The organism is Streptomyces sp. NPDC088762 (assembly GCF_044750905.1).
Classification (GTDB): domain Bacteria; phylum Actinomycetota; class Actinomycetes; order Streptomycetales; family Streptomycetaceae; genus Streptomyces.
On record NZ_JBIVKT010000015.1, the window covers coordinates 39102 to 61217 of the forward strand.

Below are 22116 nucleotides of genomic sequence, written 5' to 3' on the forward strand. Positions count from 1 at the left end.
CTCGTACTGGACGTACCCGGGATTCCGCCCGGTGCGGCGAGAGCGCGTGCCAGACGCCACGGGGCAGACGGGAGTTTGACGACAGGCCCTAGGGGGTGTCCGGCACTCGGACCGTGCCGCGGCGGTCAGGCCTTGCGGTCTGCGTCGCCGTCACCGTCGTTCTCGCCGCCGTCCTTGCCGGCGGCCCCGGGGCGGCCCTTGGCCTCGCCCTTGCCGGGAAGCAGCTTGGCGGCCTGGGCCTTGAGCCCCCACTGGGTGACCCGCCACAGGGCCTCCACCACGATGTCCTTGCTCATCTTGCTGTCGCCGAACTCGCGCTCGACGAAGGTGATGGGCACCTCCACCACACGGAAGCCCTTCTGCACCGCCCGGCGGGCCAGGTCGACCTGGAAGCAGTAGCCCGCGGAGGCCACCTCGTCCAGGCCCAGGCCCTCCAGCGTCTCGCGACGGAAGGCCCGGTAGCCGCCGGTCACGTCCCGGATCGGGACGTCCAGCATCAGCCGGGAGTACGTCGAACCGCCGCGCGAGAGGATCTCGCGGCTCTTGGGCCAGTTGACCACCCGGCCCCCCGGCACCCAGCGGGAGCCCAGCACCAGGTCGGCGCCGGCCAGCGCGGTGAGCAGCCGGGGCAGTTCCTCCGGCTGGTGGGAGCCGTCGGCGTCCATCTCGACGATGACGCCGTAGCCGGCGTCCAGGGCCCACACGAAGCCGGCCAGGTAGGCGGCGCCGAGCCCCTCCTTGCCCTTGCGGTGCAGGACGTGCACGTGCTCGTCGCCCGCCGCCAGCTCGTCGGCGAGCTTGCCGGTGCCGTCGGGGCTGTTGTCGTCCGCGATGAGGACGTGGGCCTCGGGCACCGCCGCGCGGACGCGGCCGACGATCAGCCCGATGTTCTCCGCCTCGTTGTAGGTCGGAATGATCACCAGGGCCGTTCCGAGCGGTCCGTAGGTCCGCTGTCCGCCGTCGCTCACTGAGTCCCCTTTTGTGCTTTTGCACGTCCTGTACGTCTGGTCGCAGAGAACGACTCTAGAACAGTGGCCGGGGCCCGCGGTCCTTCGGGCCGATCGGACTCCCGCTGGCTGCGGGCCGCCACGACCGTTGTCTACTGGACCGCCGGGCCCCGACGCGGGGCCACCCTCCCCCGGCTTGCCGCCGGGGGGCGCCCCCACCGGCGAAACCTTCCCTCGCCCCCGAGGCGCGGGCGCGCTGAGCAGACGGATCCGTCCGGCACGGACGTCCTGTGGTGGACCCGGCCGAACCTATCCGGGTCCGGGCGCCCGCACCGAACCGAGGCCCGCCGGATCACCCCTGTGGGCGTACGAATACCTCCCGCCCGCCGACGACCGTCGCGAGGCACACGGGCAGCTCTGCGCCCGGGGTGAGATCGGGCAGGCCGGGGGTTCCCGAGCGGGGGTCCGTCGACCAGCGCGCGACCCGGTCGTCGGGGGCCTGGACCACCAGTTCGGCGGTCTGCCAGAGCGCGTAGTCGGCCGGGGCGCCGGGGACCAGGACCCCCGCGTCGTCGCGGCCCAGGGCCCGCCAGCCGCCCCGGGTGTGGGCTGTGAAGGCGGCCCGTACGGAGATGCGGTGCTCGGGCGTGCGGTGGAAGGCGGCCGCGCGGACGGTGCCCCACGGGTCGAGCGGGGTGACGGGCGCGTCGGAGCCGAAGGCCAGCGGGACACCGGCCTTGAGCATGGCCGCGTAGGGGTTGAGGGTGCGGGCGCGCTCCGCGCCGAGCCGGTCGGCGTACATGCCGTCCTCGCCGCCCCAGGCCGCGTCGAAGGCGGGCTGCACGGAGGCGGTGAGGCCCAGCTCCGCGAAGGCGGCGATGGTGGCCGGGGTCATCATCTCGGCGTGCTCGACCCGGTGCCGGGCCGCGCGCACGCGCGCCAGGCCGACCTTCTCGGCGGCCTCACGGACCCCCTCCACGACCGCGGCGATCGCGGCGTCCCCGATGGCGTGGAAGCCGGCCTGCAGGCCCGCCTCGGTACAGGCGGCCACGTGTTCGGCGACGGCCCGGGCGTCGAGGTAGCCGGTGCCGGTGTGGGAGGCGTCCGCGTACGGGGCGTGCAGGCAGGCGGTGTGCGAGCCGAGGGCGCCGTCGACGAAGAGGTCACCGGCGGCCCCCACGGCCCCCAGGGCCTTGGCCCGGTCGATGTCCCGGTCGGCCCAGTAGCCGAAGACGCGCGGTCCGGGGCGCTCGGCGGCCAGGTCGAGCAGGGCCGTGAAGTCCTCGGCGGAGGAGATGTCGGGCCCGCCGCACTCGTGGACGGAGCCGATGCCGAGGGAGGCGGCCCGGTCGAGGGCGGCCCGCTGGGCCTCGGCGCGCTGGGCGGGGGTGACGGCGGCCAGCGCGGCCCGGCGCACGGCGTGGTGGTCGTCGCGGGTCAGCGGCTCGTCACCGTCGGGCCGCACCCCGGGGACCAGCGCGAGCAGGGCGGTGGTGACCACGGCCGAGTGCACGTCGATGCGGCTGAGGTAGAGCGGGCGGCCGCCGGCGGCTTCGTCGAGCTCGGCGCGGCGCGGGGCGCGGCGCTCGGGCCAGCGTGCGGCGTCCCAGCCGTGCCCCAGGAGCACCCGGTCGGCGGGACGGCTCGCGGCGTAGGCCCGTACGAGGTCCAGCGCGGCGGCGAGGGACCGGGCTCCGGTCAGGTCCAGCCCGGTGAGGGCGAGGCCGGCGGAGGTGGTGTGGACGTGGGCGTCGGTGAAGGCGGGCGTGACGAGCGCCCCGTCGAGGTCGACGACCTCGTCCACGCCCTGCGCGAAGGCGTCGGCCGCACCCTCGGAGCCGACCCAGGCGATGTGGCCGCGCTCGACCACCATCGCGGTGGCGAAGGGGTCGGCGGGGCTGTGGACCTCGCCGCCGCGGAGGAGGACGGTGCGGGATGCTCCGGCGGCGTCGGCGGAGTGGGCGGTGCGGTCAGTCATGGGTAACAGTCTCGCCCCTCGCCCGGCGCCGGCCGGACGCGGGTGGGCGCGGGCGGGGTGGGCCCGGTACCGGACGGTCCGGGACACCCCAGGACACCCCCTAGATGCGGGGCGGGCGGGCCTCGTACGGGGTGGAGAGGACCACCGTCGTGCGGGTCGAGACGTGTGCGAGGGCGCGGAGGCGGCCGAGGAGGTCCTCCAGCTCCAGCGGGGTGGCCACGCGGACCTTGAGGATGTAGTTCTCGTCGCCCGCGACGCTGTGGCAGGCCTCGATCTCGGGGACCCCGGCCAGCCGGTCGGCGATGTCGTCCGGGGCGCTCGGGTCGAACGGCTTGACCGAGATGAAGGCCGTCAGCGGAAGGCCGACCGCCTCGGGGTCGACCACGGCCGCGTAGCCGCGGATGACACCGCGCTGTTCCAGCCGGCGTACTCGCTGATGGACTGCCGATGTGGACAGTCCCGTGGCCTTGCCCAGATCCGTGTAGCTCATCCGCCCGTCCCGCACGAGCAGATCCACGATCTGGCGGTCCAGCTCCTCCATTGCGCTCATAGCCGCACAACCTAAGGCCCAAGGGCGCTCCAGGCCCAGTGCTGTCCACCCAGTGGTGGCATCTGCGCCGGGCATGTGACCAAGGCCACAGGGGTATGGAGGCGTACAGAGGGCTGTTGTGGTTACTCGTGCCGCGCGGCGGGAAGTGCTTGGTGTGGCCGAGGCCGAAGAACCTGCCCGCCCGGCCCACCCAAGGGGGAGTACATCCATGCTGAACACCAAGCGCACCGGTCGCATCGAACCGGAGCCCCTGGAACCTCTCGATTCCGCGGACGGCGATGACCCGGGAGACCGGGAATACCTCGACGACGGCGAGGGCTTCGAGATCCACCACGCGATCTGCCCCGACTGCGGCCAGTCGATCGCGCTCGTCGCCGACGAGGAATACCTGCCGCAGCACGCGCTCTGCCTGACCCCGTGGAACCCGTTCGGGCTCACGGTGTGCGCGGGCACCGGGCGGCCCGCCACCGATGCGCTGGCGAGCGTCGGCATGGGCCGGCCCGCCGAGGCGCAGGAGCTGGAGCCCGTGGTGCACCTCAGCCTGCCCCAGGGGCTGGACTGGCGGACGCAGCCCTTCTCGCACGTCGGCGGTCCGGGCTCGCGTCCCGTCCGCATGATGAGCCCCGTGCCGCCGCAGACGCGGCAGCAGCAGCACGCACAGGCCGCCTGACGAGGCTTCAGCCTCGGGCTCGGTTCTCGCAGTTACCAGTACGTTCCCTGCACCATGGCAGCCAGGCTGGCATGGTGCAGGATCAGGCTGTCCGGGTCCGCCGGGACCTCGACCTCCCCGAAGTGCGCCTGCCGGTAGGCGATGCGCAGCATCACGATCCCGTGCCGCAGGGCGGCGTACAGGGTGTGGAACTCCATGTCCCGCGGGGTGTGGCCGGTGAGTTCGGCGTACCGGCGCTCCAGGTCCTCGCGGCGCAGGAAGTCCGGCAGGCCGGGCTGGCCGAAGCTCACGGTGAGGTCCTGGAAGAACCGGTGCAGGTAGACCGTCCAGCCGAGGTCCACCTCGCGCGGGGCGTACGCGGCCATCTCCCAGTCGAGCACGGCCACCGGCGTGAAACCGTCGTAAATGACGTTCCCGATGCGGGCGTCACCCCAGTTGAGGACCGCCTGGCCCTCGTCCGCCGGCCACAGCTCCTCCAGACGGTCGAAAGCCCGCTCGATGAGCGGGGACGGGGCCAGTCCGTCAACCACCCATGCGTAGTAAGCCCGTTGGGCGTCGACGTGCCGGCGCAAGGGGCTGCCCTCGCCCTCGGGGAGCAGGAACTCCGCCTCCTTCCCGGGGAACTGGTCGTGCAGACGGGCGAGCAGGGAGACGCTCGCCTCCTGCAGTGCGGCACGCTCGGCGTCGGTGGCGGCGTGCAGCCAGTTGCCCTCGTAGGTGTAGGGCATGACATCGGGCGGCACCCGGCCCTCCGCACGCGCCATCACGAAGAAGGGCGCGCCGAGCGGCTCCGGGTCCTCCTCCAGCCACTGCACGCGCGGGACGGGGAGGTCCGTGTGCTGCGCGACCAGGCTCATCACGCGGTGCTGGCGCGGCATGTCGTACGCGGGGAAGACGGTGTAGGCGGCCGGGTCGGCGGCGAGCCGCAGCGCGCAGGCGCGGATCGGGGCGTCGGGGTGCTCTATGTCGAAGAGCAGGGTCTCGCTGGACATGCCGTTGGACCCGGGGACGGACACGTTGGTGACCTTCGCGCCGGGGAGCCGGGCGTCCAGCCAGGCTGCGAGGCGCCGCCCGAGCTCTTCGGGCTCGCGGGTGGAGGTGCGCGGACGTGGCGCGGTGGCCATGGATACCCCTTTCCTACGGGAACTTCGTGCTGGGACCGGGTGGCGGCCTGGGCCGGACACCCCCTAAGGGGCGACGGAGGAGTAGTCGGCGAAGCCGCTCGGGTCGTGCCGTCCGAAGCTGCCGTGCTCGAAGATGCCGTAGCCGGTCTGCCCGTCGAGGGTGAAGCGGGCCGAATGGTCCGTGACCCCGAAGGCCGCCATGGGGTGGGCGGTGGGGTCGGAGAGGTCGTAGACGCGGCGGTCGCTCCAGCCGCGCCCCTGCCAGGTGCCGTGCTGCCAGTCGGCGGCGGGCGGGTACCCGGCGCCGACGGCGAGGGGGGAGGAGCCCAGGATCTCCACGCCCAGTTCCAGGGGTTTGCGGGCCGGGTCGGTGAGGTGGACGACGGCGGTCTCGGGGTGCCGGGTGCCGGGCCGGTAACGGATCTCGGTGTGCGGCCAGCCGAGCTGGACGTCGTGGCGCCCGCTGCCCTCGGGGAAGACCTGGACGGCCTCGTTCAGGGTGCGGTGGCCGTCGGCGTCCTCCTGGGCGATGACCATGAGGAACCGGTCCGCGAAGCGGACGGGTATCCAGAGCCAGTGGAAACCTTCGGGCCGGTACTCCTCGGCGGCCCGGCCGCCGTCCTCGCCGGGGATCGGGCGCACTCCCCAACTCCGGTCGCGGGTGCCGGTCCACTCCCCCGGCGTGAGGGTGAACTCCTCTCCCTTGGCGCGGATGGTGCCGGTGACGTGGCCGGCCTGTACGAACCGGCGGCCCTCCAGCATGAGCCGGTCGCCGCGCCGCTGGACGTGGTGGGGCTCCCACACCGCCGGGAACTCGGCGGTCCAGGTGACGTCGTACGAGAGGCCGTCCGGGTCGTCGGGATCGGCGGCGCAGTGCAGGGAGAGCTGCCGCAGGGGGGCGTCGACGGTGATGGAGAGGGGGCCGACGGAGAGGTTCATACGGTCGTCGGAGAGAGCGTCGGAGGCGCGGACCGCGAGCAGTTCGTCGCCGATGCGCAGGGTGGCGTAGGCGTCGATGACCCCGGCGTTGGGGTAGACCCCGAGCCCGAGGATGAGAACGGCGCGGCCCGCGTGGTCGAAGACGTGGAAGATGCAGCGGTCGTAGGCGTTGCGGTCACCGCTGACGAGGTGCTTCATCGACAGGGGGGCCTGGTGGATGGGGTACTCGTCGAGGCCGATGGGCCGGTCGGCGGGCATGGCGAACCTCCTGGACGCGGGGGCACGGAACACGAACGGGCGCGGAGCTCATGCGCGTACGCGGCGCGTTCGCGGGCGCGGGCGCGGATGCGGCGCTGACGCGCGCGCGGACGCGGACGCGGATACGGCACGGGCTGAGCCGGGGGCGGCCGGCTCAGGCGGATATGACGGTACGTCAGAAATGGGGTCGGGGGCCAGGGTTAGGGGGTTCTTGGTGGGGGGCGCTGGGGCGGGGCCTTCGCCCCCCTCTCACCACCGCCGCCGGGCGGCGGCTGCCCACCCACCGCGCGCGGGGAGCACGGGGAGACGGTCGCCAAACGGGACGGGGCCGGGGGCAGCGGCGCCCACCCGAAGGCGTCGCCGACCGACAGGCGGAGCCAAGGCAGGCCGCATTCCACTCGGCCCCGCCGACATGCGGGACGGAACGCCGGGAGGCGGAAGCCGACCGGGTGGAACCAAGACGGCGAAGCGGCACCCCATGGTCGGCACCCAATAACCCGGAATCAGTGAGGGTTTGGGGGTTTCCCGTCAGTCCCATCGTCTCTCCGGTTCGGGCCGGTCCCTCAAGGGCGCTCCCTTCGGTCGCGTCGCTTCGCGATGGCCTGCGGCCACCCTTGACCGACCGACCCGAACCGGAAAGCCGAAAGACTGCCGGGAAGCCCCCAAAAGAACGATCCACGGGTCCATGCCCATGTGCGGGCCCGCCAGGGAGCCGACGACCCCGCTCCCCCAATCCGGCCAAGGCCACCTGGGAGGGCTGGACGGCGCCGAGCCCCGGGCAGAGAGCCTCCGCCCGGGCCGTTTCCCGCACACTCCGGGCCGAGGGCGGCCCAACCTGCACCAAACGGCGGCGAGAAGCCCCTCCGCACCCACCAGCGCATCAAATCGCTACGCGCTCCTCACTTCTCGGCGTCCGGCGGCCGTCTGGGGCTGGGAATAAGCCGCCACAAATCGCTACACAGCTGAGGTGACCTGGCGGCGATCATGCCGTCTTGGGCTGCTCATAAGCCGCCCACGGCGAGTAGGCGCACGGTGGAAGGGCGGCTGCGGGCCACGGGAGGCGCCTACCTGGAGAAGAAGCCGGGCCGGCGGGCGCCTGCGGGAAGTGGGCGGCGCCCGCGACGTCCTCCATGCTCGTGACTGGTGTCTGCGTCCGGTTGGCAGCCGACAACAACGCCTGCGACAGAAGTCGGACCCCTTGGGAGCGTCAGCAGACAGTAGGCGGCGCGCCCACCGACGCTAAAAATGCCCATGGGCGGCCCACTCTGCGGCGATTGGCAGCCGACAACAACGCCTACGACAGAAAGTCAGCCCCTTTGGGGGCGTCAGCAGGTAGTAAGGGGTGCGCTCACCGCGCCAGAAGTGCCCACCCCCGGCGTCTGAGGCCGGTCGAAAGCCGCCAACGACACACATGGGCCTCATGTCGGCTGTCTGAGGGTCATTTCGTCGGGGGAAAAGGGCCAGACGGAGCGTGAGAGCGGATTTCTCAGCCTCTCACTCCGTCTAGACGCTTCACGCCGCCCAATCGGCCGCCAAATAGGAACAAACTACCCGCTGTCGCGGTCTCGGGGACGCTTGTAGCGATCTTGGGCGGCTTATGTCCAGCCCCAGACGGACGCCGGACGCCAAGCCGCGAGAAGCGCGTAGCGATCTGACGCGTATCGCCCGTCTGACCTGCCCCGATGCCCGTCTGGCCGCTGTCTGGTGGTGCTTCGGCTGCCCCCGGCCCCGAACGTGCCTGCTTGCTGGCCCGGGCGGGGCCTCTTGGCCCGGGGACTGTGCCGTTCAGCCCTCGTGGTGGGCCTTGGCCGGATTGGGGAGCGGGCTCGCACCTCCCTGGCGGGCCCTTGGTTATGTCACTGAACCGGTGATCGTTCTTTTGGGGGCTTCCCGGCAGTCTTTCGGCTTTCCGGTTCGGGTCGGTCGGTCAAGGGTGGCCGCAGGCCATCGCGAAGCGACGCGACCGCAGGGAGCGCCCTTGAGGGACCGGCCCGAACCGGAGAGACGATGGGACTGACGGGAAACCCCCAAACCCTCACCGCTTCCGAGTAAGTGGGTGCCGCCCATCGGGTGCCGCTTCACTTCCCTGTCCCGCCTGGCAGGTTTCCGTCCCCACGCCCCCGCCCCACATATCGGCTCGCTCCTGCCGGACGCCGGCCGCCCCGCCCCCGCCCGACACTCAACCCGCCCCCACCACACCCCCCGCCCGCGGCGGGTGGGCAGCCGCCGACCGGCAGGGGGGTGAGAGGGGGGCGGAGGCCCCGCCCGGCCACAGCCCCCCACCCCCGGGTACCCCTCGAACGGATCCCCGGGACGGTCGGGGGGTTACCCGTGGGTGTGGTGTCGCGTTGCTCCGGCATGAACACGGTTGAGACTTCCACGCCACGGGCGGGGCGCCGGCGGCGGCAGATGCCGACCGGTTACGAAGAATCGGTTCAGCAGGGGGGTCGTCAGCGGTTTCCCGACCCGCCCATCTACAGTGCGCTGATCGCGCGCTGGGCCGAGGACGGCCGGACCGTGCCGGGGCGGCGCGACCCGGAGTGGTCCCGGATCGCTTCCTCCCCCATCTGGCCGAACGGGCCGCTCTTCGGGGGCTGAGCCCTCAGAGTGCCGGCTGCCCCGCCGCCGTATCCCGGAGGCCGCCCTCGGCGCGGCAGGCCCCGAGCTGCGGCTCGTAGTCCGCGTGCCGCCGCGTGCCGCCACCGGGCGCCGCGCTCCCGCGCCGCCCCGGCTGCCGCCCGAACCCCGCCGGGCGGACGCTGGCGTACGTCGGTACGGGTTAGCGCGTCTCGGGGCCCGCCAGGTGGCGGGCGATGACCATGCGCTGGATCTGGTTGGTGCCCTCGACGATCTGGAGCACCTTGGCCTCCCGCATCAGGCGCTCCACCGGGAAGTCCGCGGTGTAGCCGTAGCCGCCGAGCACCTGGACCGCGTCCGTGGTGACGGCCATGGCCGCGTCGGTGCAGAACAGCTTGGCCATCGCCGCCTGCCGGGAGAAGGGCTTGCCCGCGTCCCGCAGGCGCGCCGCCGCGAGGTAGAGCGCCCGGCCCGCCTCGATCTTGGTGGCCATGTCGGCCAGCATGAAGCGCAGGCCCTGGAAGTCCGCGATCGGGTGTCCGAACTGCCTGCGGTCGAGGGCGTAGGTCAGCGCCTCGTCCAGCGCGGCCTGGGCGACGCCGATGGCGCAGGCGGCGATGCCGAGCCGCCCCGCGTCCAGGGCGGCCAGGGCGATGGTGAAGCCCTGCCCCTCCTCGCCGATGCGGCGCGCGTCGGGCACCCGTACGCCGTCGAAGTGGAGCTGGGCGGTGGGCGAGCCCTTCATGCCCATCTTCTTCTCGGGGACGGCGGCCGTCAGGCCCTCCGCGTCGCCGGGCACGAGGAAGGCGGTGATGCCCTTGGGGCCCTCGACGCCGGTGCGGGCGAGGACGGTGTAGAAGTCGGCGACTCCTCCGTGGGTGATCCAGGCCTTGGTCCCGGTGATGATCCAGTCGTCGCCGTCGCGCACCGCCTTGGTGGTGAGCGAGGCGGCGTCGGAGCCGGAGGCCGGCTCGGAGAGGCAGTAGGCGCCGAGCAGGCCTCCGCCGAGCATGGCGGGCAGGTGGGCGGCCTGCTGCTCCTTGGTGCCGTAGCCGGCGAGGCCGTGGCAGGCCAGCGAGTGCACGCTGACGCCGAGGCCGACGGTCAGGCGGGCCGCGGCGAGCTCCTCCAGGACCTGGAGGTAGACCTCGTACGGCTGCTCGCCGCCGCCGAACTCGCCGGCGTACGGGAGGCCGAGCAGGCCCGCCTCGGAGAGCAGGGTGAAGATCTCTCGGGGGAACCGTCCGGAGTCCTCTTCGTCGGCGGCCCGGGGGCGGATCTCCCGCTGGGCGATCTCTCGTACGAGCGCGAGGAGGTCCCGGGACTCCTCGGTGGGCAGCTGACGGTCCACCGGCTGCGGGGCGCGGTCTGTCATGGCGGCGCTCTCCTCCCTCGTCGGGCACGGCGGCGACGCGTGAGGTGTGGTACGCGCCGCCGGGTCTCGGTGCTCTTACAGCCGATGTTGCCCTTCCGGATCGCGAAAGGGCTGTTCAGCGGCTGCGGCGGGTCGAGTATGCACGATCGGGGGCTTCCCGTCACCGGGGCAAGATCATTGCGTGCTGCGCACCGGCTCCCCGGGGGCGGGCGGAGCGGGGCACTCCGGGACGAACTCCTCGATGACCGTGAGCGTCGCGCGCAGCTGGCGGACGAGCAGGGCCCCGAGGTCGGCGCGCTCGGGCTGTCCGGCGGGGTCCGCGGCGAGCCCGCCGATCCATTCCAGGGTGATCCCCTCGACGGCGGAGAGCCAGCCGACCAGGGCGAGCCGGGCGACGGGCGGGAGGGTGCGGCGGCCGTAGGCGCCCTCGGCGATGGTGGCGACCAGTTCCTCGCGGACGGCGTCGCGGATGGCGAGCACCTCGGAGTCGGAGCCGACGCCGCCGGTGACGATGGTGCGGTAGGCGGCGTGGTGGTGCTCGGCGTAGTGGAGGTAGCCGTCGATGGTGCGGCGGACCCGTTCGGCGTTGGGGAGGTCGGTCTCCCCGCCGGCGCGGGCGACGAGCTCGGCCACGGAGTCCTCGACGATGGCGAGGTAGTAGCCGCGCTTGCTCTTGAAGTAGTAGTAGATCAGCCCCTTGGCGACGCCCGCGTGCTTGGCGATGTCGTCCATGGAGAGGGCGTCGTACGAGGTGTCGGCGAACAACTTGCGCCCGGTCGCTATGAGTTCGGCCCTGCGGACCTGCGAACGCTCGGTCGTGCCCCGCTGTTGACTATTATTCAAATTCAGCCCTAGCCTCGAACTGCCACACGTTGCCTGAAGTATGGCAGCACTTCCCCTGCGCACCTGACGACGTACGGGAGGCACCACCATGAGCAAGGGCACGGGACGGCCCGCCGAGGGCCGGGTCAACTGGAAGAAGACGGCCGTCGTCGCGATGCCCGCGGTCGTCGCGGTCGGGGCGATGGCCATGGTCGTGGCGCAGGGCGCGCTCGCCGCCTCCTTCGCCGTCTCGGGGACCGCTTTCCAGGTCTCCTCCTCCAAGCTGACCAGCAAGGGGCTGGCCTCCTACGTGCAGACGGACCGCTCCGTCGACGGCAAGGGGCACCCCGTGGCGCTGCTCGGCATCGGCGAGGCCACGCTCTCCGACATCTGCCAGGCCGCCGAAGTGGGCACCCCGCTCGGCACGGTGGTCTTCAAGCTGACGGCCGGCGGCCCGGCCGGGGAGGTGACGGCCAGCAATCTGGTGATCGACGGCGAGGACCTCGACGGCGACGCCACCTTCGGGACGGCGCAGATCGGCCGGGACGCCTCGACCCTGGACCAGGTGGGCGGGGTCAAGGGCGAGCCGGGGAAGTTCGGCCTCCAGGCCGGGGACATCGAGGTGGTGGGGGTGAAGTCCCACGCCTGGTCCGCGACGGGCGGCAATTTCAGGCTCAGGGGCATGAAGCTCAACGTCAGCCTGGACGGCAAGAAGTGCTTCTAGGCCTCCCGGAGGGGTGGCTGGAGAGGCGGCTCCCGCTTCCGGGGCCCCGGCGGCGGCTGCGCGCCTGGCGCCGGACCCGGCCGTTCTGGGGCGGGCTGCTGCTCGTGCTGGGCGGGACCGAGCTGCTGCTCGTCCCGCTCTCGCCGCTGACGGTGCTGGTCAGCCTGGGGCTGGGCGGGATCGCGGCCGTCGGGATCGGCGTCGCGCTGATCCTGGCGGGGCTGTTCCTGTGGTTCCTGCCGCAGGCCCGGACGTACGTCTCCCTGCACGCGCTGCTGCTGTCGGTGCTCTCGTTCGTGGCGACCAACCTGGGCGGGTTCCTGGTGGGGATGCTGCTCGGCATCGCGGGGAGCGCGCTGGCCTTCGGCTGGACACCCCTGCCCGACGAGGGGGCGGGCGAGGAGGGCCCGTACGTACCGCGGCTGGACGGCAGCGGTCCGCGGACGCTGGCCGTCGCGTTGCCGGTGCTACTGCTGGCGGCGCTGGCGACGGGCGCCCCGGAGACGGGCGCCGCGGGCGCGACCGGCGCCGTGGGGGCCAAGGCGGCGCCCGCGGCGGGGCCGGTGATGGCCGCGCGGACTCCCCCGACCGTCACCACCTCGCTCTTCGCTCCGCAGGGCTTCGCCTTCGCGGGCGTGACGCACGTGCCGACGGTGGACGGGCCGCTCAAGGTGCTGGTGCTGAAGATGCGAGCGGCCTCGCTGCGCGACTACCGGCTGCGCACGCGCGACGGAACCGACGAGTACGGGCTCGCCGCCACCTCCCTCGACTTGCGGGGCGATGTCACCTTGTACCTCACGAAGTTCAGCGGCTGCATCGAGGGGCTGCTGTGCGTCACCTTCAGTCCGGACGGGCTGCCCGCTCCCCCGGTGATCCCGCCGTTCGTCTTCATGACCCGGGTCAGCGCCGAGCAGGCGCTCGTCACGTCGGACGTGATCGTCACCGACGGACTGCGGCTGGAGGCCTCGTGATCCCGGTGCAGGCGGCTCCGCGCTGTATACGGCCGGCTGGTGGAGGGGTGGCGCCTGCCGGGGGCGGCGGCGGACCTCAAGGTGTCCCGGTGAGCGGCGGTTGCCCCTAGAGCCAGCCGACCTGGGTGACGAACATGGCGACGACGACCACGAGGGTCCAGCCGAGGAGGTGCTCCAGCCATGAGGAGTGATCCTTGGGACCCCCGGTGCGGACGAGGTTCCGGGTACGGGCGGTCAGGGCGGCGGTGTGGGCTGTCATGCCGTCCAATGTGCCTCGCTCGCGGCTTTTGCGGTAGAGATGGCGGTCACTGGTGGCGTGCGTCACGCCGCCGGCCCCGGCCGCTCCCGTCGTTCGGGGAGCGGCCGGGGCCGGGCGGCCGTTTTCGGTGTGGTCCTCAGACGCGGGTCTCCCGCTTGCGGCCGGGGCCGGCCATCGCCGCCATGGCGAGGCCGAGGCACAGGGCGACCGCGCCGGTGATCACGTTGCTCACCACCGTGCGGGTCGTGTCCATCTCTCCGGCGATGGCCCACGGGGCGATGATGGTCCATGCGCCGAGGGCGACCGCCGTCCAGGCCATCGCATGGGTTCGCTCGTAGGCGGAACCGAGACCGCCCATGCACAGACAGAACGCCAGACCGGCGATCAGGTTGTTGATGGCCAGCGGGGTCAGAACGCTGAACCCGGCGATCCACGGCGAGGCCGCCAGGTACAGGCCCGTGATCAGGGCCAGCGCTTCAACCATTTGTGCGGCAGGGGTGCTGGTCACCCGCTCGAACCGAGTCCGCATCTCGGCAAGGTCCGGGTGGTGCTCGATGCTGCTGGGATGAGTGGTCATGGTGGGCTGCCTCCTGTGAGAAGCCTTATATGCCCTTTATGCCCATAATCTGCCGGTTAAGCCGTCCGGACCAGTCGAGCTTTTTTCAGAGCACGCCGACCGCCGCCAGCGCCGCGATCTGCGCCGCGTCCGGGGCGGCCGGGGCGTAGAGGTAGCAGACGCCCCCCGTGCCCGAGACGACCTTGCCGGCCGCGTTGTGGCGTTTGGTGCGCAGCCAGACGTTTTCGAACTCGCGCCGCCGGTAGACCCGGCGGACGGAGGCGTTGTCGGGGGAATTCGGGTCGTTGGCGATGACGTCCCCGGCGGGCGTGAAGCCGATGACGGTCATCAGGTGGCCGGCGGTGCCGTAGCCCGCTCCCGTGAGCTCGTCGGGCCGGAAGGACTGCGAGGTGATGGCCGGGATGCCGGCCCGGATCAGGAGCTCCAGGTCGGTGAGGGAGGTGAGACGGGTGACGACTCCGGCGAGCCCGGGGTAGGTGGCGGCGTAGGCGGCGTTGAAGGGCCAGTTGCCGCAGCCCTTGTAGGCGGCGTCGTAGGTGGAGCGGGCGGCGTGGCACACCTGCGGGTCGGAGTACTCCGGGTCCACCCAGGCCAGAGCCGCGGCGCCGGCCTTGCGGCCCCAGAACTCGATGATCATCTGGGAGGAGGTGGGGCTGCACCAGGCCTCGCCGCCGTTGTCGTACTCGGGATAGCGGCCGACGTGGACCTCCTGCGAGTACCGCGGGACCTCCAGCTCGTGGCCCCGGCCGGAGGGCAGGGAGGCGGGCACCGTGAACCGGTCGGGGACGCCGGAGGCCATGGCGCCGGCCAGCCACACGGTGGGGCCGCGTCCGGTGCCGGGCTTGCGGTGGAGGGTCAGGCGCAGCTGCCAGTCGTGGAGGCGAAGGCCGGTCCCGGGGGCGTCGACGGCCAGGGTGTCGGTCCATACGGTGGACCGGCCGTCGGTCTGGCCGTCCACGGAGGTGCGGCGGATGTCGCCGTCACCCGAGGCCCAGCGGCCCATGACGTACCAGGGGGTGGTGGTGCCGTCGCCGTAGGTGGCGCGCAGTTCGGTCTGGATCCAGGTGCCGGCGGGCGTCCAGGCGTTCCACGAGGCGACGGCCTCGGTGGCGGGCACGGTGGAGCGGTGCACGGGGGAGGTCCAGGTGGCGTACTCCCAGGTGCTCTTCTCCCCGGTGTGCGGGTCGGCGTACTCGGTGCGGCCCGCGGCGCTCTCGATCTCCAGGCCCGGGCGGGCGCCGCCGACCGCCGTGGTGCCCCGGTGGGTGCCCGAGCGCCAGTGGTCGTGGGAGAACCAGAAGCGGTTGTCGACGGTCCGGCCGGCGCCCCGGGGAGCGGGCGGGGCGACCGCGGAGGCGCTGCCCCCGGAGACGGTGGCGGCGGTCGCCGCGGTGGCGGCCGCGAGTGCGGCGACGAGTACGGCCCTGCGCGGTGTGGATGCGGTCATCGCGGGCTTCCCCCAGGGGTGGGTCGGTGCTTCCGTGGACTCACCCTTCCAGTTCCCGGCGGTCGCACCCCGAAGCCGGGTGCCCGTGTCGGGGATGACGACCGGTCCGGGCGCAGGTCGTGTCCAGGTCGTCTCTTTCGGATCTTGCGGGCCCGGCAGGATGCGAAAGAGACGCCCTAGGCTGGGGCCCGTGGAACCACAGTCGCACCGGTCACTCGAGTCACTCGCGCGGGAGCTCGCCGCGCTGCCGCCCTCCCTCGGGCCCGTGCGCCTCGTCGGGATCGACGGGCACGCCGGATCCGGGAAGAGCACCTTCGCCGGGCGGCTCGCGGAAGCGCTGGGGGGCGCCCCGGTCCTCCACCTGGACGACGTGGCCACCCACGAGGAACTCTTCGGCTGGGAGCGGCGGCTGCGCGCACAGGTGCTGGAGCCGCTGGCCGCGGGGCGGCCCGCGCACTGGGCCCCGTACGACTGGGTGGAGCGCCGCTTCGGGCCCGTGCGGGTGCTGGAGCCGGCGCCGGTGCTGCTCGTCGAGGGGGTCGGGGCCGGCCGGCGGGCGCTGCGCCCGCATCTGGCGCGGCTGCTGTGGATGGAGACGCCGCGCGAGCAGTCCTGGGGGCGCGGGCGCGAGCGGGACGGGCGTGAACTTTCCGATTTCTGGGACGGATGGGAGCGCGCGGAGCGCGCGCACTTCTCGGACGACCCTTCGCGCCCCTTCGCCGACACCCTGGTGCGCCAGAGCGGTACGGGATACGAGTGGTCTTCCGGGGCGGGTGCGACCGCGGGAACCCCCGCTTCCGTCACCGAGGGTCACGAACTCCCCCGGGCCTGAGCGGCCGCCGATTTCCGTCTCCGCCGGGCCTCCACCGACCCGCTTGACCTGGGGCCCGCAGCGGCCTTACGTTCTCAATGCGCGGCCTTTACCGGCTGCCGCGGACACGAAGCCCCCGATTGTTCCCCCGTGATCGGGGGCTTCGTTCTGCCCGCGGACCCCTTCCGCACCCCCGTTCCACGAGGCCGATCCACGCCGCTCCTTCACCCTGCGTCACCGCGTGCGCCCGGGGCGCACGCCCGAACCCGGCCCGCTGCACCCTACGTAAGGTGCGTAACCGCAGGTACGATGCAGCCCTGATTTCAGCGACGCCAGTCGGGGGCACCGGGCAACTCGCGCGCTCGAAGCGGGGATTGCGGCGCACCACGGGGCAGGCTTGTGGGGGACGTGATGGATTTCGGCACGCCGGGCAACGCACACGCCCCGGCCGAGCTCGCCTGGCTCCGCGGAGTCGACGCCTGCACCATGGGCGCCTACCCGCAGGCCGAGGAGGAGTTCCGGGCGGCCGTACGACTCGATCCCGCGATGGCCGACGCCTGGCTGGGCCTGCACGCGCTCCGGGTCGACACCACCAACGCGTTATTGCGCATGTACGCGCACCGGGACCGCTTCGGCGAGCAGCGGGCCCGGCACCGTCGGACGCTGAACTCCTGGTACTGGCTGGGCTGGTGGGTGCAGCCGGTGCTGGAGAGCCGGCGGGACCTGCTGCTGGCGCACGCCTCGCACTGGCTGGACGGCCGGCACGTGCCCGAGCTCGACCAGGCGCTGGCCGCGCTCCCGCCGGTCGACACCGACCAGCAGGTGCGGTTCCTGCACGCCTGCCGGGCCTACCTGGTCAAGGACTGGGAGCAGTTGGTCCGGCACACCGAGCCGCTGGTGGACGATCCGCTGCTGGGGATCGAGGCGGGGCTGTTCGGCGGGATGGCCCGGGTCCGGCTGGAGATGTACGGGCAGGCGGAGCCGCTCTTGTCGGCGGCGCTGATGCGCTGCCGCAGTGAGCAGCCGCAGCGCAAGGAGCTGCGGTACTGGCTGGCGCGGGCGCACGAGGGTACGGGGCGCAGTGCGGCGGCGCTGCCGCTGTACCGGGCGGTGCACCGGGTGGATCCCTCGTTCATGGACACGGCGGCCCGGCTGACGGCGATCGAGGACGGCGACGACACCGACGGCATGGCCGACCTGGCGGGTCTGGCGGGCTTCTCCGGTTACGGGACGTACGGCGGGCACGGCCCGTCCCCGGCCGGCGGGAACTTCGCGGCGGTGGCGCTGGGCGGCGGGCCCGTGCAGGACGTCGCGGCGGACGGGCAGGCCGAGCCCGACCCGCTGACCGTTCCGCCGCCTCCGCCGGGCCGGGTGGAGGGCGTACGGCACAAGGTGTCCGTCCCTGCGCAGGGCGCGCCCACGGGGCTGCCGCCCGGGCCGGCCGATCCCGAGGCGCTCGCCGAGGCGTTGGCGGAGCTGGAGCGGATGGTGGGCCTGGAACCCGTCAAACGGCAGGTGAAGGCGCTGTCCGCGCAGCTGCACATGGCACGGCTGAGGGCGGGTCAGGGACTGCCGGTGCAGCCGCCGAAACGCCACTTCGTCTTCTCGGGGCCGTCGGGGACGGGGAAGACGACGGTGGCACGGATCCTGGGGCGGGTCTTCTACGCGCTGGGGCTGCTGGGCGGGGACCATCTCGTGGAGGCGCAGCGAGCGGATCTCGTGGGCGAGTTCCTGGGCCAGACCGCGGTCAAGGCGAACGAGCTGATCGATTCGGCGATCGGCGGGGTGCTGTTCGTGGACGAGGCGTACTCGCTGTCGAACTCGGGCTACAGCAAGGGTGACGCGTACGGGGACGAGGCGCTCCAGGTCCTGCTGAAACGGGCCGAGGACAACCGGGACCACCTGGTGGTGATCCTGGCCGGGTACCCGGCCGGGATGGACCGGCTGCTCGCGGCCAATCCGGGGCTGTCCTCCCGGTTCACGACGCGGGTGGACTTCCCCAGCTACCGGCCGCCGGAGCTGACGGCGATCGGCGGGGTGCTGGCGGATGCGAACGGGGACCGGTGGGACGAGGAGGCGCTGGAGGAACTGCGGAGCATCAGCGGGCACGTGGTGGAGCAGGGGTGGATCGACGAACTGGGCAACGGGCGGTTCCTGAGGACGCTGTACGAGAAGAGCTGCGCGTACCGGGACCTGCGGTTGTCGGGGTTCGCGGGCGAGCCGTCGCGGGACGATCTCGCCACCCTGCGGCTGCCGGACCTGATGCAGGCCTACGGGGAAGTCCTGTCGGGCCGCGGCCCCCAGGAACGCCCGGACGCCGCGCCGCCGCCGCTGTAGCCGGGCCGGTGGCCTGCCGCTGGGCTCTTGCCGGTGCCCGTGCCCGTGACGTGCCGTCGGCAGTGGCTGTTCCGGGCCGGTGCCCTGCCGCTGGGCTCTTGCCGGTGCCCGTGCCTGTGCCGTCGGCAGTGGCTGTTCCGGCCCGGTGCCCTGCCGCCGGCTCTGCGGCTCCAGCCGGTGCCGCTGGGCCGGAGCGGTCCCGCTTGGCCGCTGCGCGGGCCTCCCCCACCCCGCCCCTTCCCGAAACCGGGGCTTGCGACCCCGGCCCCCGCTCCCGGGGGCTCCGCCCCCGGACCCCCGCGCCTCAAACGCCGGCGAGGCTGGGTGGGCCCTGCGCTGCCGGTGAGGTTGAAAGTGCCCGCCGTAGTTGGTGAGGTGACGGACCCCCGATCGTGAAGCCGCACCCAAGCGCTCAGGGCGGGGAAATCCAGCCTCGCCGGCGTTTGAGGCGCGGGGTCCGGGGCGGAGCCCCGGTCTTGTGCCCGCACCGACCCGTTAAGCCGAGCCACATCCAGCCCCTCCGGCGATTGAGGAGCGGGGTGCGGGGCGGAGCCCCGGGTGGGGCCCCGCACCCGGCGGCTACGCGCGGTGGGCCGGGTCGCGGACCTCGCCGACCAGCATTTCCAGGACGTCCTCCAGGGCGACCAGACCCAGGACCCGGCCGGCGGGGTCGGCGACCTGCGCCAGGTGGGTGGCGTCCCGCCGCATGACGGTGAGGGCGTCGTCCAGCGGGAGGGTGGCCGAGAGGGTCGTCATCCGGCGCCAGACCCGCTGGGGGACGGCCCGCTCCCGTTCCTCCAGGTCCAGGACGTCCTTGACGTGCAGGTAGCCCATGAAGGCACCGCTGTCCGCCCGGACGGGGAAACGGGAGTAGCCGGTCCGCACCGTCAGCTGTTCGATCTGGCGCGGGGTGACGGAAGGACCGACGGTGACGATGCGATCCCGTGCCAGGAGCACGTCGGTGACCGGGCGGCTGCCCAGTTCCAGGGCGTCCTCGAGGCGCTCCTGTTCGACCGGCTCCAGGAGTCCGGCCCGCCGGGAGTCCTGGAGCAGCCGGCCGAGCTGGGCGCTGGTGTAGACGGCCTCGACCTCGTCCTTCGGCTCGACCTTGAAGAGCCGCAGGACGAGCTTCGCGCAGGCGCCCAGCGCGGTGGTGACCGGCCCGCACAGGCGGGCGAAGGCCACCAGGCCGGGGCTGAACCACAGGGCGGTCTTCTCGGGGGCGGCCATGGCGAGGTTCTTGGGGACCATCTCGCCGATGACCAGGTGGAGGAAGACCACCGCCGACAGGGCGACGGCGTAGCCCAGTGGGTGGATCAGCCCCTGGGGGACGTGGAGCGCGTGGAAGACGGGTTCCAGCAGCCGGGCCACGGTGGGTTCGGCGACCGCGCCGAGGGTGAGCGAGCACACGGTGATGCCGAACTGCGCGGCGGCCATCATGCGGGGCAGGTTCTCCAGGCCGTGGAGCACCTGCCGGGCCCGCTTGGAGCCGGCCGCGAGGGGCTCGATCTGGCTGCGCCGTACGGAGACGAGGGCGAACTCGGCGCCGACGAAGAAGCCGTTGGCGAGGACCAGCAGCAGGGCGAAGAGGAGTTGGAGCGCGTTCATCGGGACGCGCCCTCCAGCTCGGCCGGCTGCGGGGCCGGATCGCCGGGGCGGCCGGGGCCGCGCCGGGCCGCGTTGGCCGCCGGCTGCCCGGCGTCGGAGGGCCGTGCGGGCTCGGGAACGGGCCCGTACGCACCGGTGGCCGTGGGGACCGAGGTCAGCCGGACCAGCCGGACCCGTTCGGCGCGGTTGCGTCCGACCTGGCGGACGGACAGCTTCCAGCCGGGGAGTTCGGCGCGGTCCCCGGGGGCGGGGATCCGGCCGAGGAGGTCGGCGACGAGACCGGCGACGGTCTCGTACGGCCCCTCGGGCACCTCCAGGCCTATCCGGCGCAGGGTGTGCACCCGGCAGCTGCCGTCGGCCTCCCAGGAGGGGCGGCCGTCCTCGGCGGGGACGGCGGCCAGCTCGGGGCTCGCGTCCTCGGCGAGGTCGTGCTCGTCGCGGACCTCGCCGACGAGCTCCTCGACGATGTCCTCCAGGGTGACCACCCCGGCGGTGCCGCCGTACTCGTCGACGACGACGGCCATCGGCTGTTCGCTGCGCAGCCGCTCTAGCAGCGGCTGCACCGGCAGCGAGCCGGGCACCAGCAGCGGGGCGACGCAGATCCGGGCGACGACCGTGCGGCCGCGTTCCGACTCGGGCACGGCGAGGGCGTCCTTGAGGTGGACCACGCCGGTGATCTCGTCGATGCGGTCGCGGTACACCGGGAAGCGGGACAGGCCGGTGGCGCGGGTCAGGTTGAGCACGTCGGCGGCGGTGGCCGTGTGCATGAGGGCGCTGACCTTCACCCGGGGGGTCATGACGTGCTGGGCCGTGAGCTCGCCGAGCGAGAGGGTCCGTACGAACAGGTCGGCGGTGTCCTGTTCGAGGGCGCCGGCCTGGGCCGAATGGCGGACCAGGGAGACCAGTTCGCCGGGGGTGCGGGCGGAGGCCATTTCCTCGGTCGGCTCGACGCCGAGCGCCCGTACGAGCCGGTTGGCGACGGCGTTGAGGCCGGCGATGACCGGCCGGAAGGCACGGGAGAAGGCGCTCTGCGGGCCGGCGACGAAGCGGGCCACCTGGAGGGGCCGGGAGACCGCCCAGTTCTTCGGGACGAGCTCGCCGACGACCATCTGGACGGCGGAGGCGAGCAGCATGCCGATGACGACGGCGACGCCGGAGGCGGCTCCCTCGGGGAGGCCGGTCGCGGTGAGCGGCCCGGCCAGCAGTGCGGCGAGGGCGGGCTCGGCGAGCATGCCGACCACGAGGGAGGTGATGGTGATGCCGAGCTGGGTGCCGGAGAGCTGGAAGGACAGCTCCCGCAGGGCCTTGACGACCGTGCGGGCACGGCGGTCACCCTCGGCTGCGGCGCGCTCCGCCTCGGGCTTCTCCACGGTGACCAGCCCGAATTCGGCTGCCACGAAGAATCCGTTGGCGAGGATCAGGACGAAGGCCGCCCCGAGCAGGAGTAGCGGGATGGTCATGCCGCCGCCTCCGTGGGGAGGGCGGCGCGGGTATTACCGGACGATCCGTCCATTGCTGGAGGGAGTCACTCCTCAAGTCGCAGGTTCCCTTGGCACCCGGGGTTCCCGGGGCCGGTGGGAGGGCGCGCACGGAACGCGCCCCGCCACCAGGGTAGTCATTGAGATCGCGGCCGCAACGGTAGGCGGCGGCGAGGGTCGGTGGGCCGGGGGCCTCAGTGGTCGTTTTCGCCGGTTCCGCGGGATTCGGCGAGGGCGCGCAGGGCGCGGGCGTCGCCGATCGCACGTTCCTTGGCGATACCGGGCTGGATGCCGAGGACGGGCAGGCTGGTGCCGTCGCTGAGGTCGAGGAACACCCACGGGTCGCCGGGGCGGAGGTTGACGCGCAGGATCTGCGCCCATTCCAGGCGGCGGGTGGTGGTCAGGTTCACGACGGTGACCCCGGCCTCGTCCGCGGTCACCTTGGGGCGGCTGAGCAGGACGAGGACGGAGGTCAGCAGCACGGCGGTGAAGACGAAGCTGATCCGCTCCCCCGGGCTGAGGTTCTCCAGGAGGAAGGCGATCGCCGTGATGGTGGCGAACATGGCGAGCCCGACGCTCAGCAGGACGGCCCTGGTGCGGGTCGGCCGGAAGGTGACCGGCAGGGCGGGCGGTACGGGCTGGGCGGCGGACTCGGCCATGGTGG

General features: G+C 73.0%; 18 protein-coding genes. 5 read left to right on the forward strand and 13 right to left on the reverse strand.

Annotation, left to right across the window (positions count from 1 at the left end; all coding sequences use genetic code 11):
* Positions 1-125: 125 nt before the first annotated feature.
* The 3 genes from ACIP5M_RS27840 to ACIP5M_RS27850 all read right to left on the reverse strand — a co-directional run bounded on the left by ACIP5M_RS27840 (position 126) and on the right by ACIP5M_RS27850 (position 3466).
* A complete protein-coding gene (locus ACIP5M_RS27840) occupies positions 126-968 on the reverse strand; it encodes a polyprenol monophosphomannose synthase (RefSeq protein ID WP_401201821.1) in 843 nt (280 codons plus the stop codon).
* 331 nt (positions 969-1299) lie between these two features.
* Positions 1300-2925 carry an amidohydrolase gene (locus ACIP5M_RS27845; RefSeq protein ID WP_401201823.1) on the reverse strand — a complete coding sequence of 542 codons (1626 nt, stop codon included), beginning with the start codon at positions 2923-2925 and terminating at the stop codon, positions 1300-1302.
* A 100-nt stretch (positions 2926-3025) separates the two neighbouring features.
* Entirely contained in the window at positions 3026-3466 is a 441-nt protein-coding gene (locus tag ACIP5M_RS27850) for an Lrp/AsnC family transcriptional regulator (RefSeq protein WP_179178588.1), read from the reverse strand.
* A gap of 217 nt (positions 3467-3683) precedes the next feature.
* Here ACIP5M_RS27850 and ACIP5M_RS27855 point away from each other — a divergent pair, with 217 nt between their 5' ends.
* Complete coding sequence (locus ACIP5M_RS27855) at positions 3684-4145, forward strand: hypothetical protein (RefSeq protein WP_401201824.1); 462 nt, start codon at positions 3684-3686, stop codon at positions 4143-4145.
* 32 nt (positions 4146-4177) lie between these two features.
* On the opposite strand, the gene ACIP5M_RS27860 is transcribed toward ACIP5M_RS27855, so the two are convergent.
* From ACIP5M_RS27860 to ACIP5M_RS27875, 4 genes are all read right to left on the reverse strand, one after another.
* The gene (locus tag ACIP5M_RS27860; RefSeq protein WP_401201826.1) at positions 4178-5269 is read right to left on the reverse strand and encodes a phosphotransferase family protein; all 1092 of its coding nucleotides are present in this window, start codon (positions 5267-5269) and stop codon (positions 4178-4180) included.
* Positions 5270-5332: 63 nt separating this feature from the next.
* On the reverse strand, positions 5333-6466 hold the full coding sequence (locus ACIP5M_RS27865; protein WP_401201827.1) for a hypothetical protein: 1134 nt from the start codon (positions 6464-6466) through the stop codon (positions 5333-5335).
* 2779 nt (positions 6467-9245) lie between these two features.
* Complete coding sequence (locus tag ACIP5M_RS27870) at positions 9246-10418, reverse strand: acyl-CoA dehydrogenase family protein (protein ID WP_401201829.1); 1173 nt, start codon at positions 10416-10418, stop codon at positions 9246-9248.
* A gap of 174 nt (positions 10419-10592) precedes the next feature.
* Positions 10593-11261 carry a TetR/AcrR family transcriptional regulator gene (locus ACIP5M_RS27875; RefSeq protein WP_401201831.1) on the reverse strand — a complete coding sequence of 223 codons (669 nt, stop codon included), beginning with the start codon at positions 11259-11261 and terminating at the stop codon, positions 10593-10595.
* Between the two features lie 88 nt (positions 11262-11349).
* Here ACIP5M_RS27875 and ACIP5M_RS27880 point away from each other — a divergent pair, with 88 nt between their 5' ends.
* Together ACIP5M_RS27880 and ACIP5M_RS27885 are read left to right on the forward strand one after the other, a co-directional pair.
* Positions 11350-11964 (forward strand): DUF6230 family protein, encoded by a 615-nt coding sequence (locus tag ACIP5M_RS27880; RefSeq protein WP_401201833.1) that lies wholly within the window; start codon positions 11350-11352, stop codon positions 11962-11964.
* Complete coding sequence (locus ACIP5M_RS27885) at positions 11955-12935, forward strand: DUF6114 domain-containing protein (RefSeq protein WP_401201835.1); 981 nt, start codon at positions 11955-11957, stop codon at positions 12933-12935. The genes ACIP5M_RS27880 and ACIP5M_RS27885 overlap by 10 nt, the downstream gene beginning before the upstream one ends.
* A gap of 106 nt (positions 12936-13041) precedes the next feature.
* Here ACIP5M_RS27885 and ACIP5M_RS27890 read toward each other — a convergent pair whose 3' ends face one another.
* The 3 genes from ACIP5M_RS27890 to ACIP5M_RS27900 all read right to left on the reverse strand — a co-directional run bounded on the left by ACIP5M_RS27890 (position 13042) and on the right by ACIP5M_RS27900 (position 15218).
* A complete protein-coding gene (locus ACIP5M_RS27890; RefSeq protein ID WP_401201837.1) occupies positions 13042-13194 on the reverse strand; it encodes an SCO1431 family membrane protein in 153 nt (50 codons plus the stop codon).
* A 136-nt stretch (positions 13195-13330) separates the two neighbouring features.
* Positions 13331-13771, reverse strand: a complete 441-nt coding sequence (locus ACIP5M_RS27895; RefSeq protein ID WP_401201839.1) for an SPW repeat protein — start codon at positions 13769-13771, stop codon at positions 13331-13333.
* An 85-nt stretch (positions 13772-13856) separates the two neighbouring features.
* Positions 13857-15218, reverse strand: coding sequence for a peptidase C39 family protein (locus ACIP5M_RS27900; RefSeq protein ID WP_401201841.1), 1362 nt, complete (start codon positions 15216-15218; stop codon positions 13857-13859).
* 190 nt (positions 15219-15408) lie between these two features.
* Between ACIP5M_RS27900 and ACIP5M_RS27905 the strand changes: the two genes are divergently transcribed.
* Both ACIP5M_RS27905 and ACIP5M_RS27910 read left to right on the forward strand, forming a co-directional pair.
* Positions 15409-16050, forward strand: coding sequence for a uridine kinase (locus ACIP5M_RS27905; protein WP_401201842.1), 642 nt, complete (start codon positions 15409-15411; stop codon positions 16048-16050).
* A 390-nt stretch (positions 16051-16440) separates the two neighbouring features.
* Complete coding sequence (locus ACIP5M_RS27910) at positions 16441-18366, forward strand: AAA family ATPase (protein WP_401201844.1); 1926 nt, start codon at positions 16441-16443, stop codon at positions 18364-18366.
* A gap of 579 nt (positions 18367-18945) precedes the next feature.
* Here the strand turns inward: ACIP5M_RS27910 and ACIP5M_RS27915 are convergent.
* The 3 genes from ACIP5M_RS27915 to ACIP5M_RS27925 form a co-directional block, all read right to left on the reverse strand.
* A complete protein-coding gene (locus tag ACIP5M_RS27915; RefSeq protein ID WP_401201845.1) occupies positions 18946-19974 on the reverse strand; it encodes a hemolysin family protein in 1029 nt (342 codons plus the stop codon).
* Entirely contained in the window at positions 19971-21434 is a 1464-nt protein-coding gene (locus ACIP5M_RS27920) for a hemolysin family protein (RefSeq protein ID WP_401201847.1), read from the reverse strand. Before ACIP5M_RS27920 ends, ACIP5M_RS27915 begins: the two co-directional genes overlap by 4 nt.
* Before the next feature lie 212 nt (positions 21435-21646).
* A complete protein-coding gene (locus tag ACIP5M_RS27925) occupies positions 21647-22111 on the reverse strand; it encodes a PH domain-containing protein (protein WP_401201848.1) in 465 nt (154 codons plus the stop codon).
* Positions 22112-22116: the final 5 nt, after the last annotated feature.

Coding starts and splice junctions, on each gene's coding strand:
- ACIP5M_RS27900 (WP_401201841.1), bottom strand. CDS start 15,218: ATGACCGCATCCACACCGCGCAGGGCCGTACTCGTCGCCGCACTCGCG.
- ACIP5M_RS27855 (WP_401201824.1), top strand. CDS start 3,684: ATGCTGAACACCAAGCGCACCGGTCGCATCGAACCGGAGCCCCTGGAA.
- ACIP5M_RS27925 (WP_401201848.1), bottom strand. CDS start 22,111: ATGGCCGAGTCCGCCGCCCAGCCCGTACCGCCCGCCCTGCCGGTCACC.
- ACIP5M_RS27890 (WP_401201837.1), bottom strand. CDS start 13,194: ATGACAGCCCACACCGCCGCCCTGACCGCCCGTACCCGGAACCTCGTC.
- ACIP5M_RS27850 (WP_179178588.1), bottom strand. CDS start 3,466: ATGGAGGAGCTGGACCGCCAGATCGTGGATCTGCTCGTGCGGGACGGG.
- ACIP5M_RS27865 (WP_401201827.1), bottom strand. CDS start 6,466: ATGCCCGCCGACCGGCCCATCGGCCTCGACGAGTACCCCATCCACCAG.
- ACIP5M_RS27860 (WP_401201826.1), bottom strand. CDS start 5,269: ATGGCCACCGCGCCACGTCCGCGCACCTCCACCCGCGAGCCCGAAGAG.
- ACIP5M_RS27895 (WP_401201839.1), bottom strand. CDS start 13,771: ATGACCACTCATCCCAGCAGCATCGAGCACCACCCGGACCTTGCCGAG.
- ACIP5M_RS27880 (WP_401201833.1), top strand. CDS start 11,350: ATGAGCAAGGGCACGGGACGGCCCGCCGAGGGCCGGGTCAACTGGAAG.
- ACIP5M_RS27870 (WP_401201829.1), bottom strand. CDS start 10,418: ATGACAGACCGCGCCCCGCAGCCGGTGGACCGTCAGCTGCCCACCGAG.
- ACIP5M_RS27915 (WP_401201845.1), bottom strand. CDS start 19,974: ATGAACGCGCTCCAACTCCTCTTCGCCCTGCTGCTGGTCCTCGCCAAC.
- ACIP5M_RS27845 (WP_401201823.1), bottom strand. CDS start 2,925: ATGACTGACCGCACCGCCCACTCCGCCGACGCCGCCGGAGCATCCCGC.
- ACIP5M_RS27920 (WP_401201847.1), bottom strand. CDS start 21,434: ATGACCATCCCGCTACTCCTGCTCGGGGCGGCCTTCGTCCTGATCCTC.
- ACIP5M_RS27910 (WP_401201844.1), top strand. CDS start 16,441: ATGGATTTCGGCACGCCGGGCAACGCACACGCCCCGGCCGAGCTCGCC.